Origin of the sequence: Endozoicomonas sp. ALD040 (assembly GCF_049275945.1) — a bacterium.
In the GTDB taxonomy this organism is placed as follows: Bacteria; Pseudomonadota; Gammaproteobacteria; order Pseudomonadales; family Endozoicomonadaceae; genus Endozoicomonas_A.
Genome location: NZ_CP184829.1, coordinates 694,268 through 718,904, shown reverse-complemented (window position 1 = coordinate 718,904; position 24,637 = coordinate 694,268). Strand labels below are relative to the sequence as shown.

The window sequence follows — 24,637 nt, the reverse complement described above, 5'->3', positions numbered from 1 at the left end:
ATGATGGTGTCGTAAAACTCTCTCCAGCGTGGGAACGAGTTGACTCCTGTCATTCCCGGCTTCATTCTCGTCATTCCCGGCTTCATTCTCGTCATTCCCGGCTTCATTCTCGTCATTCCCGGCTTCATTCTCGTCATTCCCGCGAAGGCGGGAATCCAAACTGAATCACCACCGGAACCATACTGCCTGCTGCCCCCCTGGCCTTGTCATCCCCGAGAAGGCAGAGATTCACCGTTGGCGCTGGATTCCCGCCTTCGCGGGAATGACGACTTCAGAGCATGGGAACGAGTTGTTGGAGTTTTGCGGTAGCCTCCCATACGGGGGTCTCCCTTTTGTTAGAGTCACCGGTTGGCGAAAAGTTCCATCAGATTCTTATACCATTCGTGCTATCGGCCCACCCCTGCTGGTTTGCTCCGGGCATCAGGCTTTGGCATCTTCTTTGGCACCAGCATTTCCGGTTCTCTAAGATCGCCTTTGTTGGTAAAAAAGTAGGGACGCTTCTCGCTGATCACGGCAATACCCCGATCCTTCAGCACTTTTCGGGCTTCCTCCGAAGCCAGTGTTTTCTGCTTTAAGGTGCCCGGATTCATCCGTATACCTTCGCTCCTCAGACGCTCTACTTCTTTTTCCAATGCCTGTCGTGTTGTCAGGCTCAGCAGTGACGGGTCATGTTCGTATTGCATCTTTTCCAGCAGCGTCATTCCGGCTGGAAGCTTTACCTGCCCCAGGTCATACCCGCTGTTATGGATACCATAAGTAATCCCTTTGTTCTGATCAGCCTTGCAGGCTTTGTGGTCAGGATCTGAACAGACAATGATTCCGGCCTCCCGGGCTATTTTGCGGCGGACATTGTCGTCAATAAACTGGTTCATTCTCTGCACTGGCTCAGTGGTCCATTCAAAGTTTTCAGAGATCTTTGAGCCATTGTTGCTCAGACCGTAGACTTGGGTGTAGTTTTTTTTGCGCCAATCCTGAAGTTGCCCGGTTACCCGCGCCAGATCAGCCGCACCGTGCATGGCGGCTTCCAGATGGCGTTGGAATTCACTCTTGTTGTCAGGCTCGGAGCTAAACTCCCTGGTCAGCTGCAATGGTAAGTCAAGACGTCTGGCATCAAAACCCCAGATTCGAGTCACCGTTAATCCGGGAAAATCAGCCCCAACCCCGCAACCACGGATAACGTCCATTCGATCCGCAAAGCGTAAGATGCGCAGATACCAACGCACTGACACAGAAAGGTTTTGCTCGTCTTTACCCTTGACATCATTTTCCTTGCTCACCATTGCCTCTTCCATATCATCCAGAAGCTGCTCAGGGAAGCGTTCGGCCAGATCCCGTTTGAAATAGTTAGCTGAACTTGTTTCTTCCACTGATTTGTCGACATCTTCGGCAGCCGCATCGTGGTAGATAATCGCCAGCGACAGGAGTTCTTTTTCTTGTTCTTTCAGGGAACACTGCTGAAATTTCTCCAGCAATTCCATATACCAGTGACCATTATTTCTGGCCCGCAGGACATGACTGCAGCTGTGCTGAGGTTTCCATACGGTTGGCATGTTTTGCATGCCAAGGCTCTGGATCACCCGTTCCGGTCCTGGACGGCGGTAATAATGCTGCAATACCTTCAGGATGGTTTTTTCATTATCGCCGACATTGTCAGGCAGGACAGGCGGTCTGCTGAACGCCTCCACCACAAACTTTAATGCCGTTGGTGTTTCGGCTGCCAATGGTGTTGCCAGGTTGTGAGAATCGTCCAGACCGAGAGATTGTTTCAGATTATCGATGTCCTGCTGTGCCTGTCGGACATGCTTTGGCCAATTCTGGTAGAAAGGATATGTTTCCCGTTGTTCCCATAGTTTTTCAACCCATTCGATATAATCATCCAGAAAAAAATCATCAATAACTTTCTGACCTTCGTCGTAAAAGATCTTCAGGTCGCATTTAAGACTACGCAGAATGTTTTCATCCACTGAAACCTTGTAATGAAACAGGGCCAGTAGGTTGGACTGAATATGTTCGAGGTTTTTAGTCGGTAAGGTGATCAAATAACGCAATACTGCTTTCAGGGATTCCCGCAGGTTCAGTTTGTTTCTTCGGCAGATACGGTCAAATTCAACGACGCTTCCCGGGCAATCGGTCAAGGGTAAACGCTTGAGATGTTGCACGGTCAGGAACTCAAGTGGAGTAGAGGCAGCCACCAGGCAATTGAATATTCTTGCTGGCATTGCTGGTCCCAGGAAAGCTGCCATGACGTCAATATAAAAAGTATACTTCTTCAGCCTCGCTCCGCTCTGCAGAAGCAGCTGAAGTAACCGTAAAGCTTCTTCTTCCTGTTTCCGGGTTTGCTCATGTTCTGGCACATCTTGCCTTTTCATTTCCGAATGCAGCAACATTTCAAGCAACGAATTACCAGAAGATCCGTTATAAATAAAACACTGGTGAATGGGCAATCCAGCCTGTTTTAATTCCAGAAGCTTCTCATAGCTGTAGCGACGAGGATCTGTTACCAACTCGATGGCCTGTTGCAATTTTTGTCTGACATCTGGTGTGATGGTTAATTTCGAACTCAGTGCCTTTGCCCGTAAAGACATTGGCAGCAGATTCAACATGGCCCTGAAATGTTCCGGAGTTATGCCCTGCGAGTAGGCAAAATCATTAAGAGAAAGCTCATTCATATACAGCCGTGAACTCTCCAGCTCATCACCAAAATAGACCTGTACAGAACCTGTGCGGTGGCAATAAACCACCAGAGGCAAGGGTCCAAGCTTCAATTCCTCTTCACACCGACGCTTGTCACATAGGATATTGTAAATATTTTTCTGGGCATCGTTGTAAACACAAAAGCATTTGATGTCTTCTTTGCTGTAGTGAGTGAGCAGCAGCTCCGGGAAATCATCATGGGTGTTATAAGGGCCAGATTTCAATTTTGGCAAACTGAACGTCCCGTCTGGCAGCAGATGTCCCGAAGTGAAATAAGGAGGATAAATTTTCCAGAAGACTTGATTGCCACGCTCGAAACGTTTATCGAGCAGTGATTGCAGATCAGGCAGCATTTTTGCCAGCATTTTTTCCGGAGTGACGCCAGGCACTTTCATCATCAGCGATCTGGTCCCTGCATTACGTTTGTAGACATACAGGCATTGTGGATCAACAATGCCTACCATCCATTTGCCATAACCTTCTGGCACAGGCTGGGTGGGCATCATTCTCCCTGGCAGGGCGAGGGTGAAAGGTCTTGGTGTTCTCTTGCCTGAAAAATATTGTGCTTCTTCAAACAAATTAATTCGCCGAAACGCCAGGCGTCCACTCTCAGCGGCCAGCAGTAGCTGTTGTCGCTCAGACTCCCTGGAAGGACCGGGCAGCAGCCTGCTGGTGGATTCGCAGACTGTCCATTGGCCAGAGGCCGTTACCGACTGGGTGTCAGATTTTGATTGCGGAGGAGGATACAGGCTTGCAAAGATCCCTGTTCCCTGAGCAACATCCATGGTAATACTCCTGTAAAATAAATTACTTAGCCATTTTCATGAGGGTGTCGTAAAACTCTCTCCAGCGTGGGAACGAGTTGACTCCTGTCATTTCCGGCTTCATTCTCGTCATTCCCGGCTTCATTCTCGTCATTCCCGCGAAGGCGGGAATCCAAACTGAATCACCACCGGAACCATACTGCCTGCTGCCCCCCTGGCCTTGTCATCCCCGAGAAGGCAGAGATTCACCGTTGGCGCTGGATTCCCGCCTTCGCGGGAATGACGACCTCAGAGCATGGGAACGAGCTGTTGGAGTTTTGCGGTAGCCTCCCATACGGGGTGCTTACGTTATTTGGAGTCACTGGCTGGCGAAAAGTTCCATCAGGTTCTTATACCATTTGTGCTATCGGCATCCCCTGCTGGTTTGCTCCGGGCATCAGGCTTTGGCATCTTCTTCGGCACCAGCATTTCCCATTCTTCCGGCTTGCCCTCGTTGTTGAAGTAGGGACGCTTATCGCTGACCACGGTAATACCCCGGTCTTCCAGCACTGACTGGGCTTTCGGCGAACGCAGTGTTTGCTGCGTCAAGGTGCCCAGATTCATCCGTATCCCTTCCCTTCTGAGCCGTTGCACCTCTTGTTCCAATGCTTGCTGAGTTGCCGGGCTCAGCAGTGACGGGTCATGTTCGTATTGCATCTTTTCCAGCAGCGTCATTCCGGCTGGAAGCTCTACCTGCCCCAGGTCATACCCGCTGTTATGAATACCGTAAGTGATCCCTTTGTTCTGATCCGCCTTGCAGGCTTTGTGGCTGGGGTCTGAACAGACAATAATTCCGGCATTCCGGGCTATTTTACGCCGAACATTGTCATCAATTAACTGGTTCATTCTCCGCACTGGCTCAGGTGTCCATTCAAAGTTTTCAGAGATCTTTGAACCATTGTCGTCCAGACCGTAGACTTGGGTGTAGTTTTTTTTGCGCTGATCCAGAAGTCGCCCGGTTATCCGCGCCAGATCAGCCGCACCGTGCATGGCGGCTTCCAGATGACGTTGGAATTCAGTCTTGTTGCAAGACCGGGAGCTAAACTCACTGGTCAGATGCGATGGTAAGTCAAGACGTGTAGCATCAAAACCCAGAGTTTGAGTCACCGTTAATCCGGGAAAATCAGCCCCGATCCCGCAACCACGGATAACGTCCATGCGATCTGCAAAGCGTAGTATGCGCAGATACCAGCGCACAGGGTCAGGCAGGTTCTGCTCCTCTTTACCCTTAACATCGTTTTCTTTGCTGACTATCGCCATTGCCATATCAGCCAGCAGCTTTTCAGGGTAGTGCTCGGTCAGGTCTCGTTTGAAATAATCAGCTGAACTTGATTCTTCCGCTGATTTGTCGACATCTTCGGCAGCTGAATCATGGTAGATAATCGCCAGCGACAGGAGTTCTTTTTCTTGTTCTTTCAGGGAACACTGCTGAAATTTCTCCAGCAATTCCATATACCAGAGCCCATTATTCCTGGCCCGCAGCACATGACTGCAGCTGTGCAGAGGTTTCCACACCCTTGGTATGGTTTGCATGCCAAGGCACTGGATCACCCGTTCTGGTCCCGGACGGCGGTAATAATGTTGCAATACCTTCAGGATGGTTTTTTCATTATCGCCGACATTATCGGGCAGGACTGGCGCTGTGCTGAAGGCGTCCACCACAAACTTTAATGCCGCTGGTGTTTCGTTTGCCAATGGTGTTGCCAGGTTGTGAGAATCGTCCAGACCAAGAGATTGTCTCAGAGCCCTGATGTCCTGCTGAGCCTGCCGGACACGCTTTGGCCAATTCTGGTAGAAAGGATTTGTTTTCCGTTGCTCCCACAGTTTTTTAACCCATTGGATATATTCATCCGGAGACAAATTATCAATAACCTTCCTACCGTCAGGGTGATGCCATTCCAGAGTTTCTTTAACCCTGTGTAGAATCTCCGGGTCCAGGTAAGAACAGTAATGAAAGAGGGCCAGTAAGCGGGATTTGTGCATGTTCAGGGGAGTGTGTCTGGATCGAGATTTTAGTTCCTTTTTCATTTGTTGCTGCAGTTGCTCTTGACTGTGACCCTTACAGATTCGGTCAAATTCAACGACGCTTCCGGGACAACCGGTAAAAGGTATTCTGCGGAGGTGTTTCAGGGTCAGAAAATTGAAGGGAGCAAAGGCAGCCACCATGTAATTCATTATGAATGCTGGCATTACCAATCCAAAGCCATCCTTCATCCTGTCAATATGATAAATACACCCCCCCCCCTCCAGCCTTGAACCGCTCTGAAGAAGCAGACGAAGTAAGCGACAAGCTTTTTTCTCCTGTTCCCGGGTTTGCTCATCCTCTGGCTCTTCGTTTCTGATCATTTCGGAAAGCAGCAACATGTCCAGCAAGGATCGAACACATCCTTCATGAAGGAATGACCGGTGAATTGGCAAGCCGCTTTGTTGTAATTCCAGAAGCCTTTCATAACTGTAATAACGGGGATCACTCACCAGCTTGATGGCCTGTTGCAATTTTCGCATAACATCCGGTGAGAAGGTTAATTTCGTACTCAGTGTCTTTGCCCGCAAAGACATTGGCAGCAGATTTAATATGGCTCTGAAATGTTTTGGTTCTATGCCTAGTGAAAACGCAAAATCATCCAGAGAATCCTCATTCCCGGCCAAGTGTTTACTGTCCAGCTCATCATCAAAACAAACCTGAACAGAACCTGTGCGGTGGCAATAAACGACCAGAGGTAATGGGGCAAGCTCCAATACCTTTTCACACTCGTGCTTGTCCCTGAGGATATCGGAAATATTTATCTGTGCATCGTTGTATACACAAAAGCATTTGATGTCTTTTTTGCAATATTTGGCGGTCACCAGTTCCGGGTAATCAAATATGTCGGGTTTATCGCCGGATTTCAATTTTGGTAAACTGAACGTCCCATCCGCTTGCAGATGTCCTGAGGTGAAACGGAGAGGATAAACTGTCCAGATGACTTGATCGCCACGCTCAAAACGACGGCGGAGCAATGATTGCAGATCAGGCAGTAGTTTTACTTTCAGTTGTTCCGGAGTTACGTTACGCGCTACCAGCACAGTTCCGGTCTCTGCATCGCGTTTATAGGCGAACAGGCATTGGGGGTCAACAATGCCTATCATTGATTGACCGAGCGTTTTTGGAGTGGGCATAGTAGGCAACATCTCTCCCGGCAGGGTGAGGGTGAATGGTCTTGGTGCTCCCTTACCCGAAAAGTAATCTCCTTCATTGGTCAATTTAATTCGCCGAAACGCCAGGCGCCCACTCTTGGCAGCGTGAAGTAGCTCTTGTTGAGCAGACTCCCTGCGATCACGTGATAGCATCTTGCTGGTCGGTTCGCAAACTGTCCATTGGCCAGAGACCGTTACCGACTGGGTGTCAGACTTTGATTGAGGGGGAGGGTGCAGGCTTGCAGAGGTCCCCGTTCCCTGGGCAACATCCATGGTAATACTCCTGTAAAACAAATTACTTACCCATTTCCATTTGGGGTCTACTGTTATTTAGAGTCACTGGCTGGCGAAAAGTTCCATCAGGTTCTTATACCATTCGTGCTATCGGCATCCCCTGCTGGTTTGCTCCGGGCATCAGGCTTTGGCATCTTCTTTGGCACCGGCATTTCCCATTCTTCCGGCTTGCCCTCGTTGTTGAAGTAGGGACGCTTATCGCTGACCACGGTAATACGCCGGTCTTCCAGCACTGACTGGGCCTTCGGCGAAAGCAGTGTTTCCTTCGTCAAGGTGCCCGGATTCATCCGTATCCCTTCCCTCCTGAGCCGCTGCACCTCTTGTTCCAATGCTTGCTGAGTTGCCGGGCTCAGCAGCGACGGGTCATGTTCGTATTGCATTTTTTCCAGCAGCGTCATGCCGGCCGGAAGCTCTACCTGCCTCAGGTCATACCAGCTGTTATGGATACCATAAGTAATCCCTTTGTCCTGATCAGCCTTGCAGGCCCGGTGTTCAGCATCTGAACAGACAATGATTCCGGCCTCCCGAGCTATTTTGCGGCGGACATTGTCGTCAATAAACTGGTTCATTCTTTTGACTGGCTCAGTGGTCCACTCGAAGTTTTCAGAGATTTTTGAGCCATTGCCAATCAGACCGTAGACTTTGGTGTAATCTTTGTTGCGCTGATCGTTAAGTCGCCCGGTGACCCGCGCCAGATCAGCCGCACCATGCATGGCGGCTTCCAGATGACGTTGGAATTCACTCTTGTTGTCAGGCTCGGAGGTAAACTCTTCAGTCAGCTGCGTTGGTAAGTCAAGAAGTCCAGCGTTAAAACCCCGGGTTGGAGTCACCGTTAATCCGGGAAAATCAGCCCCAACCCCGCAACCACGGATAACGTCCGTGCGATCTGCAAAGCGTAATATGCGCAGATACCAACGCACTGACACAGACAGGTTCTGCTCGTCTTTACCCTGAACATCGTTTTCCTTGCTGATCATTGCCTCGGCCATATCAGCCAGCAGCGCTTCAGGGTAGTATCCGGCCAGGTCCCGTTTGAAATATTCAGCTGAACGTGTTTCTTCAGCTGATTTGTCGACATCTTCGGCAGCCGCATCATGGTAGATAATCGCCAGCGACAGGAGTTCTTTTTCGTCCTGGCGCAAGGAGCATTGCTGAAATTTCTCCAGCAATTCCATATACCAGTGCCCATTATTCCTGGCCCGCAGGACATGACTGCAACTGTGCAGTGGTTTCCACAGGGTTGGCAAGGTTGGTTTGCGCAGGCTCTTGATCACCCGTTCTGGTCCCGGACGGCGGTAGTAATGCTGCAATACCTTCAGGATGGTTTTTTCATTATCGCCGACAAGATCAGGCAAGACCGGCGCTGTGCTGAACGCATCCTCGATAAACTTTAATGCCGATGGTGGTTCGTCTGCCAATGGCCCGGATGGGCCAGAGTCGTTCAGGTTGAGAGATTTTTTCAGATCCTTGATCTCCTTCTCAGCCTGCTCCAGATGTTCTGGCCAATTCCGGAATAAAGGATAGGTGTTCCTTTCGTCCCAGAGTTTTTTAACCCACGGGATAAAATCAGCCACGGTAAAATTATCAGCAATCTTCTTAGTGCGATGGCAATAATAGTCCAGAAATACTACAAGAGAATCCAGATTCACTTCGTCCAGGCAAGCGCCGTAATGAAAGAGGGCCAGCAAGTGGGATTTGATCATGTCGAGGGGTGGAGGTTCAAAACTCACATCCAATACCTTTATCATACGTTGCTGTATTTGTTCTTGACTGAGCCCCTGACAAATTCGGTTAAATTCAACGACGTTCCCTGGGCAACCGATTAAAGGTATTCTCTCGAGATGTTTCAGGGTCAGAAAATCAAATGGGTCAAAGGCAGCCACGATATAATTCATTGCACTCGCTGGTATTACCTGAGATGTGCAATCTTTCATGCTTTTAATGTAGGGGATGGCGCTCTCCAGCCTTGCTCCACTTTGCAGAAGCAGTTGCAGTAAGCGACAGGCTTCTTTTTCATGTTCCCGGGTTTGCTCATGCTCTGGCTCACCGTTTCTGCCCATTTCGGTAAGCAGCAACAGATCAAGCAAAGATACATACTCGCCTCCATAAATAAAATGCTTGTGAATGGGTAAGCCACTTTGTTTTAGTTCCAGAAGCTTCTCATAACTGTATGAACAGGGATCAGTCAGTAATTCGATGGCCTGTTCCAATTTGTCCTTAAGACCAGGTGAAAAGGTTAATTTCGAACCCAGTGTCTTTGCCCGCAAAGACATTGGCAGCAGATTCAACAGGGCTCTGAAAGTGTCTGGGAATAACTTGTGAAAGATCGCAAAATCTTTCAGTGAGCGCTCATTCTCGGCCAGGAGCATATTGTCCAGCTCATCTTCAAAATAGACCTGAACAGAACCTGTGCGGTGGCAATAAACAACCAGAGGCAAGGGGTCAAGCTCCAATTCCTCTTCACACTCGCGCTTGTCCCGGAGGATATCGGAAATATTTTTCTGTGCATCGTTATAAACACAGAAGCATTTGATGTCTTCTCTTCTGTAGTGGGTGAGCACCAGTTCCGGGAAATCCTTTGAGCGGGTACATTTGCCCGGTTTGAATTTTGGCAAAGTGAACGTTCCATCTGCTTGCAGATGTCCCGAGGTGAAACGGGGATAAACTCTCCAGATGACTTGTTCGCCACGCTCAAAACGTCTATCAAGGGCAGATTGTAGATCAGGCAGTAGTTTTACCTGCAGTCCTTCCGGAGTAAAGCCAGGCTCCAGCAGCTTGCTGGTCCATGCGTTACGTTTATAGACATACAGGCATTGTGGATCAACAATGCCAACCATCCATTCGCCATGATTTTCTGACACGCGCTGGGTGGGCATCATTGCCCCCGGCAGGGCGAGGGTGCAGGGCCTTGGTGCTCCCTTGCCAGAAAGGTATTTTTCTTCTCTGGACGTAATTCGTCGAAGCGCCAGACGTCCGCTCTCAGCGGCCAGCAGTAGCTCTTGTCGCACAGACTCCCTGGAAGTAGGGGGCAGCAGCTTGCTGGTTGACTCGCAGACTTGCCATTGGCCAGAGGCCGTTACCGACTGGGTGTCAGATTTTGATTAGATTTTGATTGCGGGGGAGGATACAGGCTTGCAAAGATCCCTGTTCCCTGAGCAACATCCATGGTAATACTCCTGTAAAATAAATTACTTAGCCATTTTCATGAGGGTGTCGTAAAACTCTTTCCAGCGTGGGAACGAGTTGACTCCTGTCATTTCCGGCTTCATTCTCGTCATTCCCGGCTTCATTCTCGTCATTCCCGCGAAGGCGGGAATCCAAACTGAATCACCACCGGAACCATACTGCCTGCTGCCCCCCTGGCCTTGTCATCCCCGAGAAGGCAGAGATTCACCGTTGGCGCTGGATTCCCGCCTTCGCGGGAATGACGACCTCAGAGCATGGGAACGAGCTGTTGGAGTTTTGCGGTAGCCTCCCATACGGGGTGCTTACGATATTTGGAGTCACTGGCTGGCGAAAAGTTCCATCTCTTATACCATTCGTGCTATCGGCATCCCCTGCTGGTTTGCTCCGGGCATCAGGCTTTGGCATCTTCTTTGGCACCGGCATTTCCCATTCTTCCGGCTTGCCCTCGTTGTTGAAGTAGGGACGCTTATCGCTGACCACGGTAATACGCCGGTCTTCCAGCACTGACTGGGCCTTCGGCGAAAGCAGTGTTTCCTTCGTCAAGGTGCCCGGATTCATCCGTATCCCTTCCCTCCTGAGCCGCTGCACCTCTTGTTCCAATGCTTGCTGAGTTGCCGGGCTCAGCAGCGACGGGTCATGTTCGTATTGCATTTTTTCCAGCAGCGTCATGCCGGCCGGAAGCTCTACCTGCCTCAGGTCATACCAGCTGTTATGGATACCATAAGTAATCCCTTTGTCCTGATCAGCCTTGCAGGCCCGGTGTTCAGCATCTGAACAGACAATGATTCCGGCCTCCCGAGCTATTTTGCGGCGGACATTGTCGTCAATAAACTGGTTCATTCTTTTGACTGGCTCAGTGGTCCACTCGAAGTTTTCAGAGATTTTTGAGCCATTGCCAATCAGACCGTAGACTTTGGTGTAATCTTTGTTGCGCTGATCGTTAAGTCGCCCGGTGACCCGCGCCAGATCAGCCGCACCATGCATGGCGGCTTCCAGATGACGTTGGAATTCACTCTTGTTGTCAGGCTCGGAGGTAAACTCTTCAGTCAGCTGCGTTGGTAAGTCAAGAAGTCCAGCGTTAAAACCCCGGGTTGGAGTCACCGTTAATCCGGGAAAATCAGCCCCAACCCCGCAACCACGGATAACGTCCGTGCGATCTGCAAAGCGTAATATGCGCAGATACCAACGCACTGACACAGACAGGTTCTGCTCGTCTTTACCCTGAACATCGTTTTCCTTGCTGATCATTGCCTCGGCCATATCAGCCAGCAGCGCTTCAGGGTAGTATCCGGCCAGGTCCCGTTTGAAATATTCAGCTGAACGTGTTTCTTCAGCTGATTTGTCGACATCTTCGGCAGCCGCATCATGGTAGATAATCGCCAGCGACAGGAGTTCTTTTTCGTCCTGGCGCAAGGAGCATTGCTGAAATTTCTCCAGCAATTCCATATACCAGTGCCCATTATTCCTGGCCCGCAGGACATGACTGCAACTGTGCAGTGGTTTCCACAGGGTTGGCAAGGTTGGTTTGCGCAGGCTCTTGATCACCCGTTCTGGTCCCGGACGGCGGTAGTAATGCTGCAATACCTTCAGGATGGTTTTTTCATTATCGCCGACAAGATCAGGCAAGACCGGCGCTGTGCTGAACGCATCCTCGATAAACTTTAATGCCGATGGTGGTTCGTCTGCCAATGGCCCGGATGGGCCAGAGTCGTTCAGGTTGAGAGATTTTTTCAGATCCTTGATCTCCTTCTCAGCCTGCTCCAGATGTTCTGGCCAATTCCGGAATAAAGGATAGGTGTTCCTTTCGTCCCAGAGTTTTTTAACCCACGGGATAAAATCAGCCACAGTAAAATTATCAGCAATCTTCTTAGTGCGATGGCAATAATAGTCCAGAAATACTACAAGAGAATCCAGATTCACTTCGTCCAGGCAAGCGCCGTAATGAAAGAGGGCCAGCAAGTGGGATTTGATCATGTCGAGGGGTGGAGGTTCAAAACTCACATCCAATACCTTTATCATACGTTGCTGTATTTGTTCTTGACTGAGCCCCTGACAAATTCGGTTAAATTCAACGACGTTCCCTGGGCAACCGATTAAAGGTATTCTCTCGAGATGTTTCAGGGTCAGAAAATCAAATGGGTCAAAGGCAGCCACGATATAATTCATTGCACTCGCTGGTATTACCTGAGATGTGCAATCTTTCATGCTTTTAATGTAGGGGATGGCGCTCTCCAGCCTTGCTCCACTTTGCAGAAGCAGTTGCAGTAAGCGACAGGCTTCTTTTTCATGTTCCCGGGTTTGCTCATGCTCTGGCTCACCGTTTCTGCCCATTTCGGTAAGCAGCAACAGGTCAAGCAAAGATACATACCCGCCTCCATAAATAAAATGCTTGTGAATGGGTAAGCCACTTTGTTTTAGTTCCAGAAGCTTCTCATAACTGTATGAACAGGGATCAGTCAGTAATTCGATGGCCTGTTCCAATTTGTCCTTAAGACCAGGTGAAAAGGTTAATTTCGAACCCAATGTCTTTGCCCGCAAAGACATTGGCAGCAGATTCAACAGGGCTCTGAAAGTGTCTGGGAATAACTTGTGAAAGATCGCAAAATCTTTCAGTGAGCGCTCATTCTCGGCCAGGAGCATATTGTCCAGCTCATCTTCAAAATAGACCTGAACAGAACCTGTGCGGTGGCAATAAACAACCAGAGGCAAGGGGTCAAGCTCCAATTCCTCTTCACACTCGCGCTTGTCCCGGAGGATATCGGAAATATTTTTCTGTGCATCGTTATAAACACAGAAGCATTTGATGTCTTCTCTTCTGTAGTGGGTGAGCACCAGTTCCGGGAAATCCTTTGAGCGGGTACATTGGCCCGGTTTGAATTTTGGCAAAGTGAACGTTCCATCTGCTTGCAGATGTCCCGAGGTGAAACGGGGATAAACTCTCCAGATGACTTGTTCGCCACGCTCAAAACGTCTATCAAGGGCAGATTGTAGATCAGGCAGTAGTTTTACCTGCAGTCCTTCCGGAGTAAAGCCAGGCTCCAGCAGCCTGCTGGTCCATGCGTTACGTTTATAGACATACAGGCATTGTGGATCAACAATGCCAACCATCCATTCGCCATGATTTTCTGACACGCGCTGGGTGGGCATCATTGCCCCCGGCAGGGCGAGGGTGCAGGGCCTTGGTGCTCTCTTGCCAGAAAGGTATTCTTCTTCTTTAAATATATCAATTCGCCGAAGTCCCAGACGTCCGCTCTCAGCGGCCAGCAGTAGCTCTTGTCGCTCAGACTCCCTGGCAGGACTGGGCAGCAGCTTGCTGGTTGACTTGCAGACTTTCCACTGGCCAGAGGCTGTTGCTGACTGGGTGTCAAAATCTGATTCAAAATCTGATTCAAAATCTGATTCTGACTGGGTGTCAAAATCGGGTTGATGTTGATAGCTTAGGTGCGAACAGCTTCTCACTCCCTGAGTTACATTCATGGTTATAGCCCTTTAAAAGTTATTATTTACCCACTTCCCTGTAGGTGAGTCCTGAGTCTTAGAGTCACTAGCTGGTAATAAAGTTCCGTTCCCACTGTCTGAGGATGTCAATTATTTAATTTAAAGCCAGGCAGCGCCCCTGACACCCGATGAATCACCGTGTTTGGCGGGTGCGATCCGGGTATTCAGCTGATCGGAGAAAACATACTTTGCGACAGCTCCCGGAAGTTCGGTATACAGCGCCTCGATATTCGACATGCCGCCACCGAGGACAATGACCTCCGGATCAAAAATGTTGATGACGCCGGCAAGCGCACGGGCCAATGCATCCACATAATGATTGAAATGCTCAATAGCCGGTTGATCAGCATTTTGAACTCTTGCCATCACTGATTTTGCATCAGGAATTTCACGGGCGCTGAAGCCATGGGCTTCACGGAAACGTTTGGCCATTCCTGTGCCGGATACAAAGGTTTCAATACAGTTCTTGCGGCCGCAGTAGCAGTTCTGGTCCGGACCGTCGGTGTGGTTATGGTAATAGGGCAGAGGATTGTGGCCCCACTCTCCGGCAATGGCGTTGGGTCCCTGAACAAGCTGGCCGTTATACACCAGTCCGCCACCACAGCCTGTCCCGATAATGACGCCAAAACAGCTTCTGGCCCCCGCTGCCGCCCCATCGGTTGCTTCTGACAGGGCAAAGGAGTCGGCATCGTTGGCCAGCTTCACGGCTCTACCCAATCGCTGCTCAAGGTCTTCCGCAACAGTCTGATCGATCAGGTAGAGGGTGTTGGCATTTTTCATGCGACCTGTATCAGGACTGACAGCGCCCGGCAGGCAGAGACCGATATGGCTGGCAGGTCCATACTGTCTTTCAGTGACGCGGATTAATACCTGAATGCTATCGAGAAAGTCAGGGTAATTATTTGGGGTAGCTTGTCGCTCCCGATGAATCATTTCCCCGCTATCGGAAAGCACCACAATCTCTGTTTTGGTGCCACCCACATCAATGCCAAATCGCACAGAATTACCTCGTTTATGGATCGGTTGGCTTGGCATCTGAGTTTAAACGAATAACTGAAGGTATCATTATTAAAAAATCTTTGTCGTATAAATGTTGAAATCGTACACAGGGCGTAATGTCTTTTCATCGTCCGACTGAGCAGGAATTAATGACAACTAAACCGAAATGACCTGAAATCAGAATTATAATTATCCACAGGTCATGCCATCACGTTTGGTTAAGTAAACAGCCCTGATTGTAGGCAACGATTGAATGCCTCTCATGGCCAAAAGTTTTTCATGGTTGATAGTGCAGGTGGAAAAACATGAGTGCAAACAAGGCTGGGCAAAATGATGCAATGCCCGTTTTGGGCAGTGAAGAGATTGCCCGGCGGGTGGTCGAACATCTTCAACAATCACTGGGTGTTGAGTCTGAAGAGTCCGGGCCCGCAGAGTATTGGGAAGCCCTGAGCCTGGTGGTTCGTGAGATGGGTCTGCAACGTATCCGCGCAACACGCAAGAGAGAGCGTGAAGGCAAAGCCCGGCGCATTTATTACCTGTCGCTGGAATTCCTGATTGGCCGCCTTTTGGGTAACAATCTTCACAATCTGGGAATCTTCAGGCAGACAGAACAAGCCATGGCCAGCCTGGGAATATCTCTGGTTGATATTCTTGAGTATGAGTCTGATCCGTCACTGGGCAATGGCGGTCTGGGAAGACTGGCTGCCTGCTTTCTGGATTCCATGACCACCCTTGATATGCCTGCCATGGGTTACGGCATTAACTATCGATTTGGTCTCTTTCGTCAGAGCTTTGCCGGAGGCAAACAGGTGGAAACGCCTGACGCCTGGCGTGAGGAGAGTTTCCCATGGGGTATTGAGAGAGCCAAGCGCAAGCAGCGCGTCAAACTCTATGGCACCGTGAGAGAACATGCTGGTAAAGCGGTCTGGGAAGATACTCAGGAAATTTTAGGTATGCCCTGGGATGTGCCTGTCACCGGTTATGGCACAGAGACTGTTAACACTCTGCGTCTTTGGGAAAGTCGTGCCGCTCAGGGTTTTGATCTGAACAGCTTTGATGCTGGCCGCTATGAGGATTCCCGTTCACAGGAAATCAGCGCCGAAAACATCAGTCAGGTGCTCTATCCCAACGATAATCATCCTGCGGGAAAAGAGCTGCGCTTCATTCAGCAGTACTTCTTCGTCGCCTGTTCACTGGCTGATCTGATCCAACGTTACAAGCGTGAAAACAGTGAAAGCCTGGAACCTATTGCCGACAAGGTCGCCATTCAGCTGAACGATACCCATCCTGCCATCGCTGTGGCTGAATTCATGCGCTTCCTCATGGATGAGGAAGGTTTTGCATTCAACAGGGCGCTGGAAATCACTCGTGAGGTGTTTACCTACACTAACCACACTTTGTTGCCAGAAGCGCTGGAAAAGTGGCCTCAGAGTTTGATTATCAGAGTACTGCCCCGCCATATGCAGATCATTCATATGATTAACTACCACTTTCTGCATTCTGAAGTAGAGGCAGTCTGGCCGGGCGATGACGCTATGAAACGTCGCCTGTCCATTATCGAAGAGCCGGATCGTCCGGGGGATGATCAGATGGTTCGTATGGCATTCCTGTCGGTTGTTGGTAGCCACAAAGTCAACGGAGTGGCTGCCCTGCACTCAAGACTGGTTCAGGAAAAACTGTTCCCCGAATTTCATAAAATGTGGCCTGATAAAATTGTCAATGTGACCAATGGTGTTACTCCAAGGCGCTGGCTGGACTATTGCAATCCGGCATTGGCAGTCCTGATCGACGAGACTGTTGGAAGCGACTGGCGAAAAGACCTTTACAAACTTGATGCTTTGAAGGCTCATGCCGATGATCCGGCATTCCAGAAACGCTTTGCGGCTATCAAACATGACAATAAAAAGCATCTGGCAGCAGTTATCAGGGAACTCTGTGATGTTGATGTAAGCCCTGATGCCATTTTTGACGTCCAGATCAAACGTCTCCACGAATACAAGCGTCAGCAAATGAACCTGCTTCACATCATGGCGCTGTATCGTCGACTTCTGGATAACCCGGATCTGGATGTACCCCGGCGGGTCTTTATTTTTGGTGCCAAGGCAGCGCCTGGCTACAAAGTGGCCAAAACCATTGTTCATGCCATCAACCGGGTGGCTGAACGAGTGAATAATGATCGTCGTATCAAAGATAAGCTGAAGGTGGCTTTCCTGCCTAATTATCGAGTCAGTCTGGCGGAAAAAATTATCCCTGCTGCGGATGTTTCCGAGCAGATCTCTACGGCCGGATTTGAAGCGTCCGGTACGGGCAACATGAAGTTTGCTCTCAACGGTGCCTTGACCGTGGGTACTCTTGATGGCGCCAACGTCGAGATTGCCGAAGAGGTAGGCGACGATAATATCTTTATTTTTGGTCTGACGGTTGAACAGGTGTCAGAGCTTCGTCACCGTGGCTATAACCCCCGGGATGTCTACAACCGTTGTGAAGAGCTGCGCAGTGTCATTGACTGGCTGGATTCCGGAGATCTTTCTCCCGAAGAGCCGGATGCCTTCCGGCCTCTGGTTGAAGCCCTGCTGAACAAGGGAGACTACTTCCTGACACTGGCGGATTATCAGGCCTACAGTGATGCCCATGATCGCATTGTTGAAACCTGGAAAAAGCCGGAACTCTGGTGGCGAATGGCGATCATCAACACGGCTTCAATGGGCAAGTTCTCATCCGACCGGTCCATTCAGGATTACAGCAAGATCATCTGGAATATGGCCTGAGCTGAAAGCAGCGAGTCACTCCTGAATGAGCCACTTCTTATAGTGATTCGCTGCTTTAGAGCATTTTTTTCAGGAGCCTGTCGATTTTTGAGTGGGCTCCTATAATACCTCAGACTGAATAAACAGAAGCCGTTCCCTGTATGCCTGATTCTGTCGAAGCGCTGGTCGGTCAACTGCTGAATTGTCACTGTGCCGAGCCGTTTAATATTCTGGGGTTTCATGAGCGTCCTGAAGGCGGCGGCCTGTTGCTTAGGGTCTGGAGGCCAGATGCCAGTGCTGTCAGTGTCATCGCCTTTACTTCCGGTGAAGCCATAGGTGAAATGGTTCAGATCGCTCCGGGATTGTTCGAGCTGGTACCGCCAGAATGCTGTTCTGTTTTTCTGTATCAACTGGTGATCACAAATAAAGATCATCAGTCGTATACATTAATGGACCCCTACCAGTTTCAGTCTTACACCCTGAGTCATGTTCACCGTGAGCCTTATCGAAACTATCGTTATATGGGCGCGCACCTGGTTTCGTTGCACCCTGAGGAGAAAGTTTCCATAGAAGGGGTGATCTTCAGGGTCTACGCACCCCATGCGAGAAGCGTCAGTCTGGTGGGCAGTTTTAATGGCTGGGACGGCAGAGTTCACCCCATGGCCATCTCGGACGACGGGGTCTGGTGTCTCTTTCTCCCGAATGTGAAGGCGGGTGATCTCTACAAATATGAAATTCGCAGCCAGCAGGGGGATTTACTGCCTCACAAGGCCGATCCCTATGGCTACTATGCCGAGCAGCCACCCGGTAATGCTTCCATTGTTTACGATCACCTGAACTATGAGTGGGAAGACTGTCACTGGAAGCATCACTCCTGTCTGGACAGGCCGGTCAGTATCTATGAAGTACACCTGGGGTCCTGGCGCCAGGAACAGGGTAAAAGCCTCACTTACAAGGCGCTGGCCGAACAGTTAATCCCTTATGTTGTCGAGATGGGGTTTACTCATATTGAACTGATGCCCCTTATGGAACATCCATTTACAGGCTCCTGGGGCTATCAACCGGTGGGACTGTTCGCTCCTACCAGCCGCTTTGGCAATCCGGATGATTTCAAAGCCTTCATTGATGCCTGCCATCAGTCCGGTGTTGGTGTCATTCTGGACTGGGTACCTGCCCATTTTCCTTCCGACCCCCATGGTCTGGGTCATTTTGATGGAACAGCCGTGTATGAATATGCTGATCCCAAAAGAGGTTGGCATCCTGACTGGCAATCTCATATCTACGACTATGGAAAACCGGAGGTAAAGGATTTTTTGATCAGCAATGCCATGTACTGGCTGGATCGTTTTCATCTGGATGGTGTGCGGGTGGATGCGGTGGCTTCTATGCTCTACCTCGACTATTCCAGAAGCGAAGGGGAGTGGGAGCCTAATTGCATGGGTGGAAACGAGCATATTGAAGCGGTGCAGTTCCTGAAGGAATTGAACGAAACACTCTATCTGCACTACCCGGATCAGATATCGATTGCCGAAGAATCTACCAGTTGGCCCAAGGTTTCCATGCCTACCTACGACGGGGGGCTGGGCTTTGGCTACAAATGGAATATGGGGTGGATGCACGACACCCTCGGCTATATGGCCCGTGACCCCATTTATCGATACCATCATCATTGGGAAATGATGCAGAGCATGACCTACCACTACAGCGAACATTTTATTCTGGCGCTGTCTCATGATGAAGTGGTGCATGGTAAGGGCAGTCTGCTGGGAAAAATGCCGGGAGATGAGTGGCAAAAGTACGCTAACTTGCGTGCCTGTCTGGGCTTTATGTTCGGGCATCCCGGTAAGAAGTTGCTGTTTATGGGTTCTGAGATCGGCAGTACCCGGGAGTGGGATCATGATGGCCAGCTGGATTGGGCATTGCTCAATAAAAACCATTACAGTCAGGGGCTCAGTCTTCTGGTTAAAACATTAAATCACCTGTATAAGTCTTATCCTGTGCTGTATAAGTCCGATTATGACCAGAATGGGTTTGCCTGGGTGGTGGCTGACGATCAGCAGCAGAGTGTATTTGTATTTATTCGAAAAAGCTTTTCAGGTTCTCCGGTTATAGTCGTGGCCAATATGACACCGGAAGTAAGGAAAGATTACAGGATTGGAGTACCCATCGAGGGTGTCTGGAAAGAAATATTGAATTCCGATGCACAGAGCTTTGGTGGCAGTGGCGTTGCTAACAGCAAGGTACTTTATACCGAGCATTTTCACACCCACAGTTATGATCACTCTCTTTTGGTCACACTACCTCCTTTGTCGACCCTGTTTCTTGCTCCGGATTCTCGCGCTCTTCCCATTTCACAGGACCATAACTTTTAACGACAACAGCCGTGAGTGAAAAAAACGATTGTGATGACAGATATTTCTGTTTCTGCGGGGTGTCCCGAGCTGCAAGGGGCAACAAGGGTAAATGATGATTTCCTGCCAACAGCTGACCATGAAGCAACAGGTGTTAACTTTGCCGTCTATGCCCCTGATGCCAGTCAACTCTACCTTTGCCTGTTCAGCCAGAATGATGAGGAAGAAAGGCTGGCAATGATGCCTTCTGATCAGGGGGTGTGGCATCTTTTGGTAAAAGGTATTGAGGTCGGTCAGCGTTATGGCTTTCGTGCCGAAGGAGCCTGGTCGCCTTCTATTTCTCCCCGGTTTAACAGTCACAAACTATTGATGGACCCTTATAGCCGCGAAGTGCGGGGAAAGGTCCAGTGGTCAGAAGCGTTATTTGACTACCAGTGGCATACCCCCTCTGAAGACAATACTTACAGGGTAAAGCGTTTTTCATCGGCAAACAGTGCTGAACAGTGGCTCAAGAGTGAGCTGGACAGTGCCGCCTTGATGCCACGAAGTGTTGTGAGAGAACAGACTTTCGACTGGCAGTCCGTTCAGAAGCCAGCTATTTCCAGAGCCGACAGTATCGTTTATGAACTGCATGTAAAAGGGTTTACACAGCAGCATCCGGACGTACCGGAAGCATTGAGAGGCACTTATCTGGGGCTATGCCATCCCAGTGTGATTGACTACCTCAAAAGGTTGGGAGTCAACGCAATTGAGTTGCTTCCGGTGACCTCTATGGTCAATGAAGAACGCCTTGAAAATATGGGACTCAGGAATTACTGGGGATATAACCCTCTCTGTATGATGGCTCCGGAACCTTCACTGGCGATCAAGGACCCGGTCACTGAAATGAAGACTATGATTCGTGAGCTGCACAGGGCGGGTATCGAGGTTATTATGGATGTGGTTTACAACCACACCTGTGAATCAGGTTATGGGGGTCCCAGCTTGAGTATGCGTGGCCTGGCAGAACGTGATTACTATCTGATGGACAATCATAATGGTCGTCTGTCTGCCGTCAACTATACGGGTTGTGGCAACACTCTGAATTTTGACAGTCCCCAGACCCTGAAGCTGACCATGGATGCGTTGCGTCTTTGGGCAGAAGAATATCAGGTTGATGGTTTCCGCTTTGACCTGGCTCCTGCACTTGCCAGACAGCATCGAGCGTTCCGCTTTGACAGCGCCTTTTTCCGCGCTGTACATCAAGACCCGGTTATTTCCCGCACTAAATTAATTGCAGAACCCTGGGATATTGGCCCCGAAGGTTATCGACTGTCCGGATTCCCACAGGCGTGGCAGGAGTGGAGTGATCGTTTCAGGGACAGTACACGAGCTTATTGGCGTGGCGATGGGGGAAGGCTGGCAGAGATGGGCTGGCGGATAACCGGTTCTGAAGATGTATTTGGTAAACGTCGTCCATTAGCCAGTATCAACTACATTTGCAGCCACGATGGCTTTACCCTCAACGACCTCTGTTCCTTCGAGGAGCGTCATAACCATGCCAATGGCGAGGAGAACAGGGATGGTGACCAGCACAACTTTTCGCGGAATTATGGCGTAGAGGGAGAAACGGAAGATCACTATATCAAAGCGAGAAGGTTGAGGGCTCGAAAAAACATGCTGGCAACACTGATGCTTTCCCGGGGAACGCCAATGTTGATGGCCGGAGATGAGTTCGGTAACAGCCAGCAGGGTAATAATAATGCCTACTGTCAGGACTCACCCTTATCCTGGCTGGACTGGAGCTGGATGCAGGGCAGTGAAGATGATGGTGCTGTTTTACAGTCATTTGTCCGGCAGCTGATATCCTTTCGTAAGACTCACTTCTTGCTGGGTGGTGCCGGTGGTCGTAAAGCTACGGCCTGGTATTCGCCGGATGGCAGTAAGCTGACGGAAGCACAACTGGGAGAACTGGGTGGGGGTTGTCTCTGTATCAAGCTGAGTTCAGTGGTCACCTCTGAGGATGAAAAAAACCTCTACATTTTGATCAATAATGAAGCGCAGTCCAGAAAAGTGACTTTGCCTCAGGTCGAACCCCATAAGTACTGGACCCGCCTTTTGGATACTGGTTCGGAATCACCTTTTTCCAGGGAAGCCTTGCTTACCCGGGGCTGGGTTGAGATGGAAGCAAATTCACTGGTGGTTATTGAAGAGCGACGGTGACTTTTGATAGAGGCAGGGATGGCTCCTGTATTCTCGTTTTGCTCACATGATTATGATCCTCTTTTTGTTGTTTTAATCTTCTTTGAATTTGAGACATTGATAAGAAAAACACTCCATATCTGCGGGCCACTCATGAGGCTGAAGTCCGGCTTTGTGTTTGAGGTGAAGGAGAAACCGGTCAGGTTCGGTCAGTTGTTCCCATACCTGGGGAAGGAACGTGGCCTTGTGATGATCTCCCTGGATCAACAGGCCATCAATTCCCGGGCGTAACTGCGCCAGAAGATCTTCTTCAGTTTCAATCTTCATAGCCGTCATGGGCGTCAGGATAGATATTTCAATACGCAGATCGGCCAGCTCATTTTCGGTGACAGGAAAAAAACGCTGGTCTCTGAACGCACTGGCAAAAGCATTGTATGCGATATCTTCTATCAGGGGTTTTTGAGGAATCAGTGTGCCGATACAGCCTCTGAGTTCGCCAAACTTTTGAAGCGTCACAAATGAAGCAAGATGGACCTGCAATGTTGTTGGAAACTGAGTTAAATCAAGTTTGGGTGGTTCACCGTCAATGCAGATTTTGGCAATAGTGTGTCTGGCCAGACGTAACAGGTTTTTTTTATCCAGTTCTGTGAGATTCAGATCCATCTGACTCGATCCTTTCATGTTATGGCCAGTCTCTTGAACAGTAAATAAGTGCACATCTGGTAATATCGACTCGAGCAATTTTTACTGGATAACATAGGCTCCATATCCGACGACCCGTTTTTTATCACCGGCCGTATCGCCGGAGTTTCGGACATCCAGAGTCACGACTTCCATGCCTCTGCGCTGGGCTATTTTCAGCATACCGTTGAGAGGATAGCTGCCGCAGGCCTGTCCTCCGGTCAGACACCCGCTCATTTGTTCTATTGCTTTGGTCGTCAGACTGTCACGCTGGTTGGCTTCTTCGTAGCTGAGATAGTGACTGAGGTCTGAGCTGATGACAATCAGGGTTTCATCGCCGCCCCAGAGAAAGTCTATAACCTCGGCAACGGCGAAGGGGGAGGCATCACCCACGACCAGAGGAATCAGCGTGAAATTGTCCAGGGTGCTCTGCAGAAAGGGGCACTGGACTTCCAGACTGTGCTCATTGGCATGAGCTGCATCCAGAGTATGTACCTGATTGAACCGACTCAGACTTTTGATTATATCGGTATCCAGCGGAATATCTCCCATGGGGGTTGAGTAGGCTTCACAGTCCGGAAGGGCTATCCCTTCAAACGCAACCTGATGAGAAGGACCCAGCAATACCACTCTTTTAATCTTGCTGCGGTAGGTCTTCAACTGTTTGTAGCCGGATGCGGCAACAGCTCCGGAGTAGACGTATCCGGCATGAGGTACGATCAGGACTTTAGGCGACAGTTCTCTCTCAGTGGCTTCGGACATCAGATTATTGACAACGGTTTTCAGCAGTTCTGGCTGGTCGGGATAGAAAACACCAGACACAGCGGGTTGTCGAATATTCATTGAGCTTACCCCCCGGATGAACGGCCCTATAATTATAGTCAGCGAACCGAGCGAGGCACTGTGATGATGAATGGAATTCGTCAATCTCCACCTGACTATTTTCCCACTGGGTACTGGCACAGTCTCGAAGATGGTCGAATTCAGTGTGATGTCTGCCCCAGAGCCTGCAAGTTAAGAGAAGGCCAGCAGGGGCTTTGCTTTGTCAGAGCCCGGCATCAGGATCAGATTGTGTTGACCAGTTACGGGCGCTCCAGCGGTTTTTGCATTGACCCCATAGAAAAGAAGCCACTGAACCACTTTTTACCCGGCACTCCGGTGTTGTCATTTGGCACGGCAGGTTGCAATCTTGCCTGCAAGTTTTGCCAGAACTGGGATATGAGCAAGTCCAGGGAAATGGATACTCTGGCCGATCAGGCCATGCCCGGACAGCTGGCTCAGGCTGCGTTGGCAACGGGCTGCAGAAGTCTGGCTTTTACCTACAACGACCCGGTTATTTTTCTGGAGTATGCCAGAGATGTTGCGCTTGCCGCTCATGAGCAGGGTATCCGCTCTGTCGCCGTCAGTGCCGGTTATATCTGTGAAGCCCCCAGAGAAGCCTTCTTTGAATGTATGGATGCAGCCAATATTGACCTGAAAGCATTCACTGAGTCTTTCTATAAAAAGATTTGTGGCGGGTCTTTGCAGCCCGTGCTGGAGACTCTGAAGTATCTAAAGCATGAGACAAAGGTATGGTTTGAAATAACCACTCTGCTGATTCCCGGAGAGAATGATTCTGATCATGAGCTTAACAGTATGTGTGAATGGATCGTTGAACATCTGGGTGTTGATGTGCCTGTACATTTCACCGCATTTCATCCTGACTGGAAAATGATGGAGCACACTCACACACCCGCTGATACCCTTACCAGGGCAAGAAATATCGCGATCAAAAAAGGCATTCGTTATGCCTACACCGGCAATGTACACGACAGTCAGGGGGGGAGTACCTGGTGTCATAACTGCGGGCAATTGTTGATTGAGCGAGATTGGTATCAGATGGGTGTCTGGAACCTGAAGTCGGGTTGCTGCCATCAATGCGGTGAAAAGGTGGCCGGTGTTTTTGAAGAGCTGCCCGGTGACTGGGGGAGCAAAAGAATTCCTGTGAGAATGAAGTCCTGAACTCTTTATAAGACAGTGGTTTGTG

General features: G+C 49.8%; 14 protein-coding genes. 7 read left to right on the top strand and 7 right to left on the bottom strand.

The features are described from left to right. Positions 1–39: 39 nt before the first annotated feature. Entirely contained in the window at positions 40–309 is a 270-nt protein-coding gene (locus ACOJUN_RS02530) for a hypothetical protein (RefSeq protein ID WP_422135100.1), read from the top strand. A gap of 77 nt (positions 310–386) precedes the next feature. Here the strand turns inward: ACOJUN_RS02530 and ACOJUN_RS02525 are convergent, their stop codons facing one another. Further along, positions 387–3,479: a hypothetical protein gene (locus tag ACOJUN_RS02525; protein WP_422135099.1), complete on the bottom strand. Its 3,093-nt coding sequence runs from the start codon at positions 3,477–3,479 to the stop codon at positions 387–389. A 77-nt stretch (positions 3,480–3,556) separates the two neighbouring features. On the opposite strand from ACOJUN_RS02525, the gene ACOJUN_RS02520 reads away from it, so the two are divergent. Continuing rightward, positions 3,557–3,784 (top strand): hypothetical protein, encoded by a 228-nt coding sequence (locus ACOJUN_RS02520; RefSeq protein WP_422135096.1) that lies wholly within the window; start codon positions 3,557–3,559, stop codon positions 3,782–3,784. Between the two features lie 55 nt (positions 3,785–3,839). On the opposite strand, the gene ACOJUN_RS02515 is transcribed toward ACOJUN_RS02520, so the two are convergent. Continuing rightward, positions 3,840–6,947 carry a hypothetical protein gene (locus tag ACOJUN_RS02515; RefSeq protein WP_422135098.1) on the bottom strand — a complete coding sequence of 1,036 codons (3,108 nt, stop codon included), beginning with the start codon at positions 6,945–6,947 and terminating at the stop codon, positions 3,840–3,842. Positions 6,948–7,033: 86 nt separating this feature from the next. Then, on the bottom strand, positions 7,034–9,976 hold the full coding sequence (locus tag ACOJUN_RS02510) for a hypothetical protein (RefSeq protein WP_422135097.1): 2,943 nt from the start codon (positions 9,974–9,976) through the stop codon (positions 7,034–7,036). A gap of 235 nt (positions 9,977–10,211) precedes the next feature. On the opposite strand from ACOJUN_RS02510, the gene ACOJUN_RS02505 reads away from it, so the two are divergent. Further along, positions 10,212–10,439, top strand: a complete 228-nt coding sequence (locus ACOJUN_RS02505; protein WP_422135096.1) for a hypothetical protein — start codon at positions 10,212–10,214, stop codon at positions 10,437–10,439. Here ACOJUN_RS02505 and ACOJUN_RS02500 read toward each other — a convergent pair. Together ACOJUN_RS02500 and ACOJUN_RS02495 are read right to left on the bottom strand one after the other, a co-directional pair. After that, complete coding sequence (locus ACOJUN_RS02500; RefSeq protein WP_422135095.1) at positions 10,359–13,631, bottom strand: hypothetical protein; 3,273 nt, start codon at positions 13,629–13,631, stop codon at positions 10,359–10,361. The genes ACOJUN_RS02505 and ACOJUN_RS02500 overlap by 81 nt on opposite strands. 120 nt (positions 13,632–13,751) lie before the next feature. Continuing rightward, positions 13,752–14,651 carry an ROK family protein gene (locus ACOJUN_RS02495; RefSeq protein WP_422135094.1) on the bottom strand — a complete coding sequence of 300 codons (900 nt, stop codon included), beginning with the start codon at positions 14,649–14,651 and terminating at the stop codon, positions 13,752–13,754. 305 nt (positions 14,652–14,956) lie between these two features. On the opposite strand from ACOJUN_RS02495, the gene ACOJUN_RS02490 reads away from it, so the two are divergent. The 3 genes from ACOJUN_RS02490 to glgX all read left to right on the top strand — a co-directional run bounded on the left by ACOJUN_RS02490 (position 14,957) and on the right by glgX (position 21,951). Further along, on the top strand, positions 14,957–17,419 hold the full coding sequence (locus ACOJUN_RS02490) for a glycogen/starch/alpha-glucan phosphorylase (RefSeq protein WP_422135093.1): 2,463 nt from the start codon (positions 14,957–14,959) through the stop codon (positions 17,417–17,419). Positions 17,420–17,559: 140 nt separating this feature from the next. Then, positions 17,560–19,770, top strand: a complete 2,211-nt coding sequence (gene glgB / locus ACOJUN_RS02485) for a 1,4-alpha-glucan branching protein GlgB (protein WP_422135092.1) — start codon at positions 17,560–17,562, stop codon at positions 19,768–19,770. Positions 19,771–19,785: 15 nt separating this feature from the next. Beyond that, positions 19,786–21,951: a glycogen debranching protein GlgX gene (gene glgX / locus ACOJUN_RS02480; RefSeq protein ID WP_422135091.1), complete on the top strand. Its 2,166-nt coding sequence runs from the start codon at positions 19,786–19,788 to the stop codon at positions 21,949–21,951. A 72-nt stretch (positions 21,952–22,023) separates the two neighbouring features. On the opposite strand, the gene amrA is transcribed toward glgX, so the two are convergent. Further along, positions 22,024–22,611 (bottom strand): AmmeMemoRadiSam system protein A, encoded by a 588-nt coding sequence (amrA, locus tag ACOJUN_RS02475; protein WP_422135090.1) that lies wholly within the window; start codon positions 22,609–22,611, stop codon positions 22,024–22,026. A gap of 63 nt (positions 22,612–22,674) precedes the next feature. After that, a complete protein-coding gene (gene amrB, locus ACOJUN_RS02470) occupies positions 22,675–23,454 on the bottom strand; it encodes an AmmeMemoRadiSam system protein B (RefSeq protein ID WP_422135089.1) in 780 nt (259 codons plus the stop codon). 63 nt (positions 23,455–23,517) lie between these two features. Here amrB and amrS point away from each other — a divergent pair, with 63 nt between their 5' ends. Continuing rightward, positions 23,518–24,612: an AmmeMemoRadiSam system radical SAM enzyme gene (gene amrS / locus ACOJUN_RS02465; RefSeq protein ID WP_422135088.1), complete on the top strand. Its 1,095-nt coding sequence runs from the start codon at positions 23,518–23,520 to the stop codon at positions 24,610–24,612. The last annotated feature ends 25 nt before the right edge of the window (positions 24,613–24,637 follow it).

Excerpts from the sequence above, each read along its gene's own strand:
- ACOJUN_RS02525 (WP_422135099.1), bottom strand. The coding sequence starts at position 3,479 with ATGGATGTTGCTCAGGGAACAGGGATCTTTGCAAGCCTGTATCCTCCT.
- ACOJUN_RS02515 (WP_422135098.1), bottom strand. The coding sequence starts at position 6,947 with ATGGATGTTGCCCAGGGAACGGGGACCTCTGCAAGCCTGCACCCTCCC.
- ACOJUN_RS02500 (WP_422135095.1), bottom strand. The coding sequence starts at position 13,631 with ATGAATGTAACTCAGGGAGTGAGAAGCTGTTCGCACCTAAGCTATCAA.
- ACOJUN_RS02490 (WP_422135093.1), top strand. The coding sequence starts at position 14,957 with ATGAGTGCAAACAAGGCTGGGCAAAATGATGCAATGCCCGTTTTGGGC.
- glgB (WP_422135092.1), top strand. The coding sequence starts at position 17,560 with ATGCCTGATTCTGTCGAAGCGCTGGTCGGTCAACTGCTGAATTGTCAC.
- amrA (WP_422135090.1), bottom strand. The coding sequence starts at position 22,611 with ATGAAAGGATCGAGTCAGATGGATCTGAATCTCACAGAACTGGATAAA.
- amrB (WP_422135089.1), bottom strand. The coding sequence starts at position 23,454 with ATGAATATTCGACAACCCGCTGTGTCTGGTGTTTTCTATCCCGACCAG.
- amrS (WP_422135088.1), top strand. The coding sequence starts at position 23,518 with ATGATGAATGGAATTCGTCAATCTCCACCTGACTATTTTCCCACTGGG.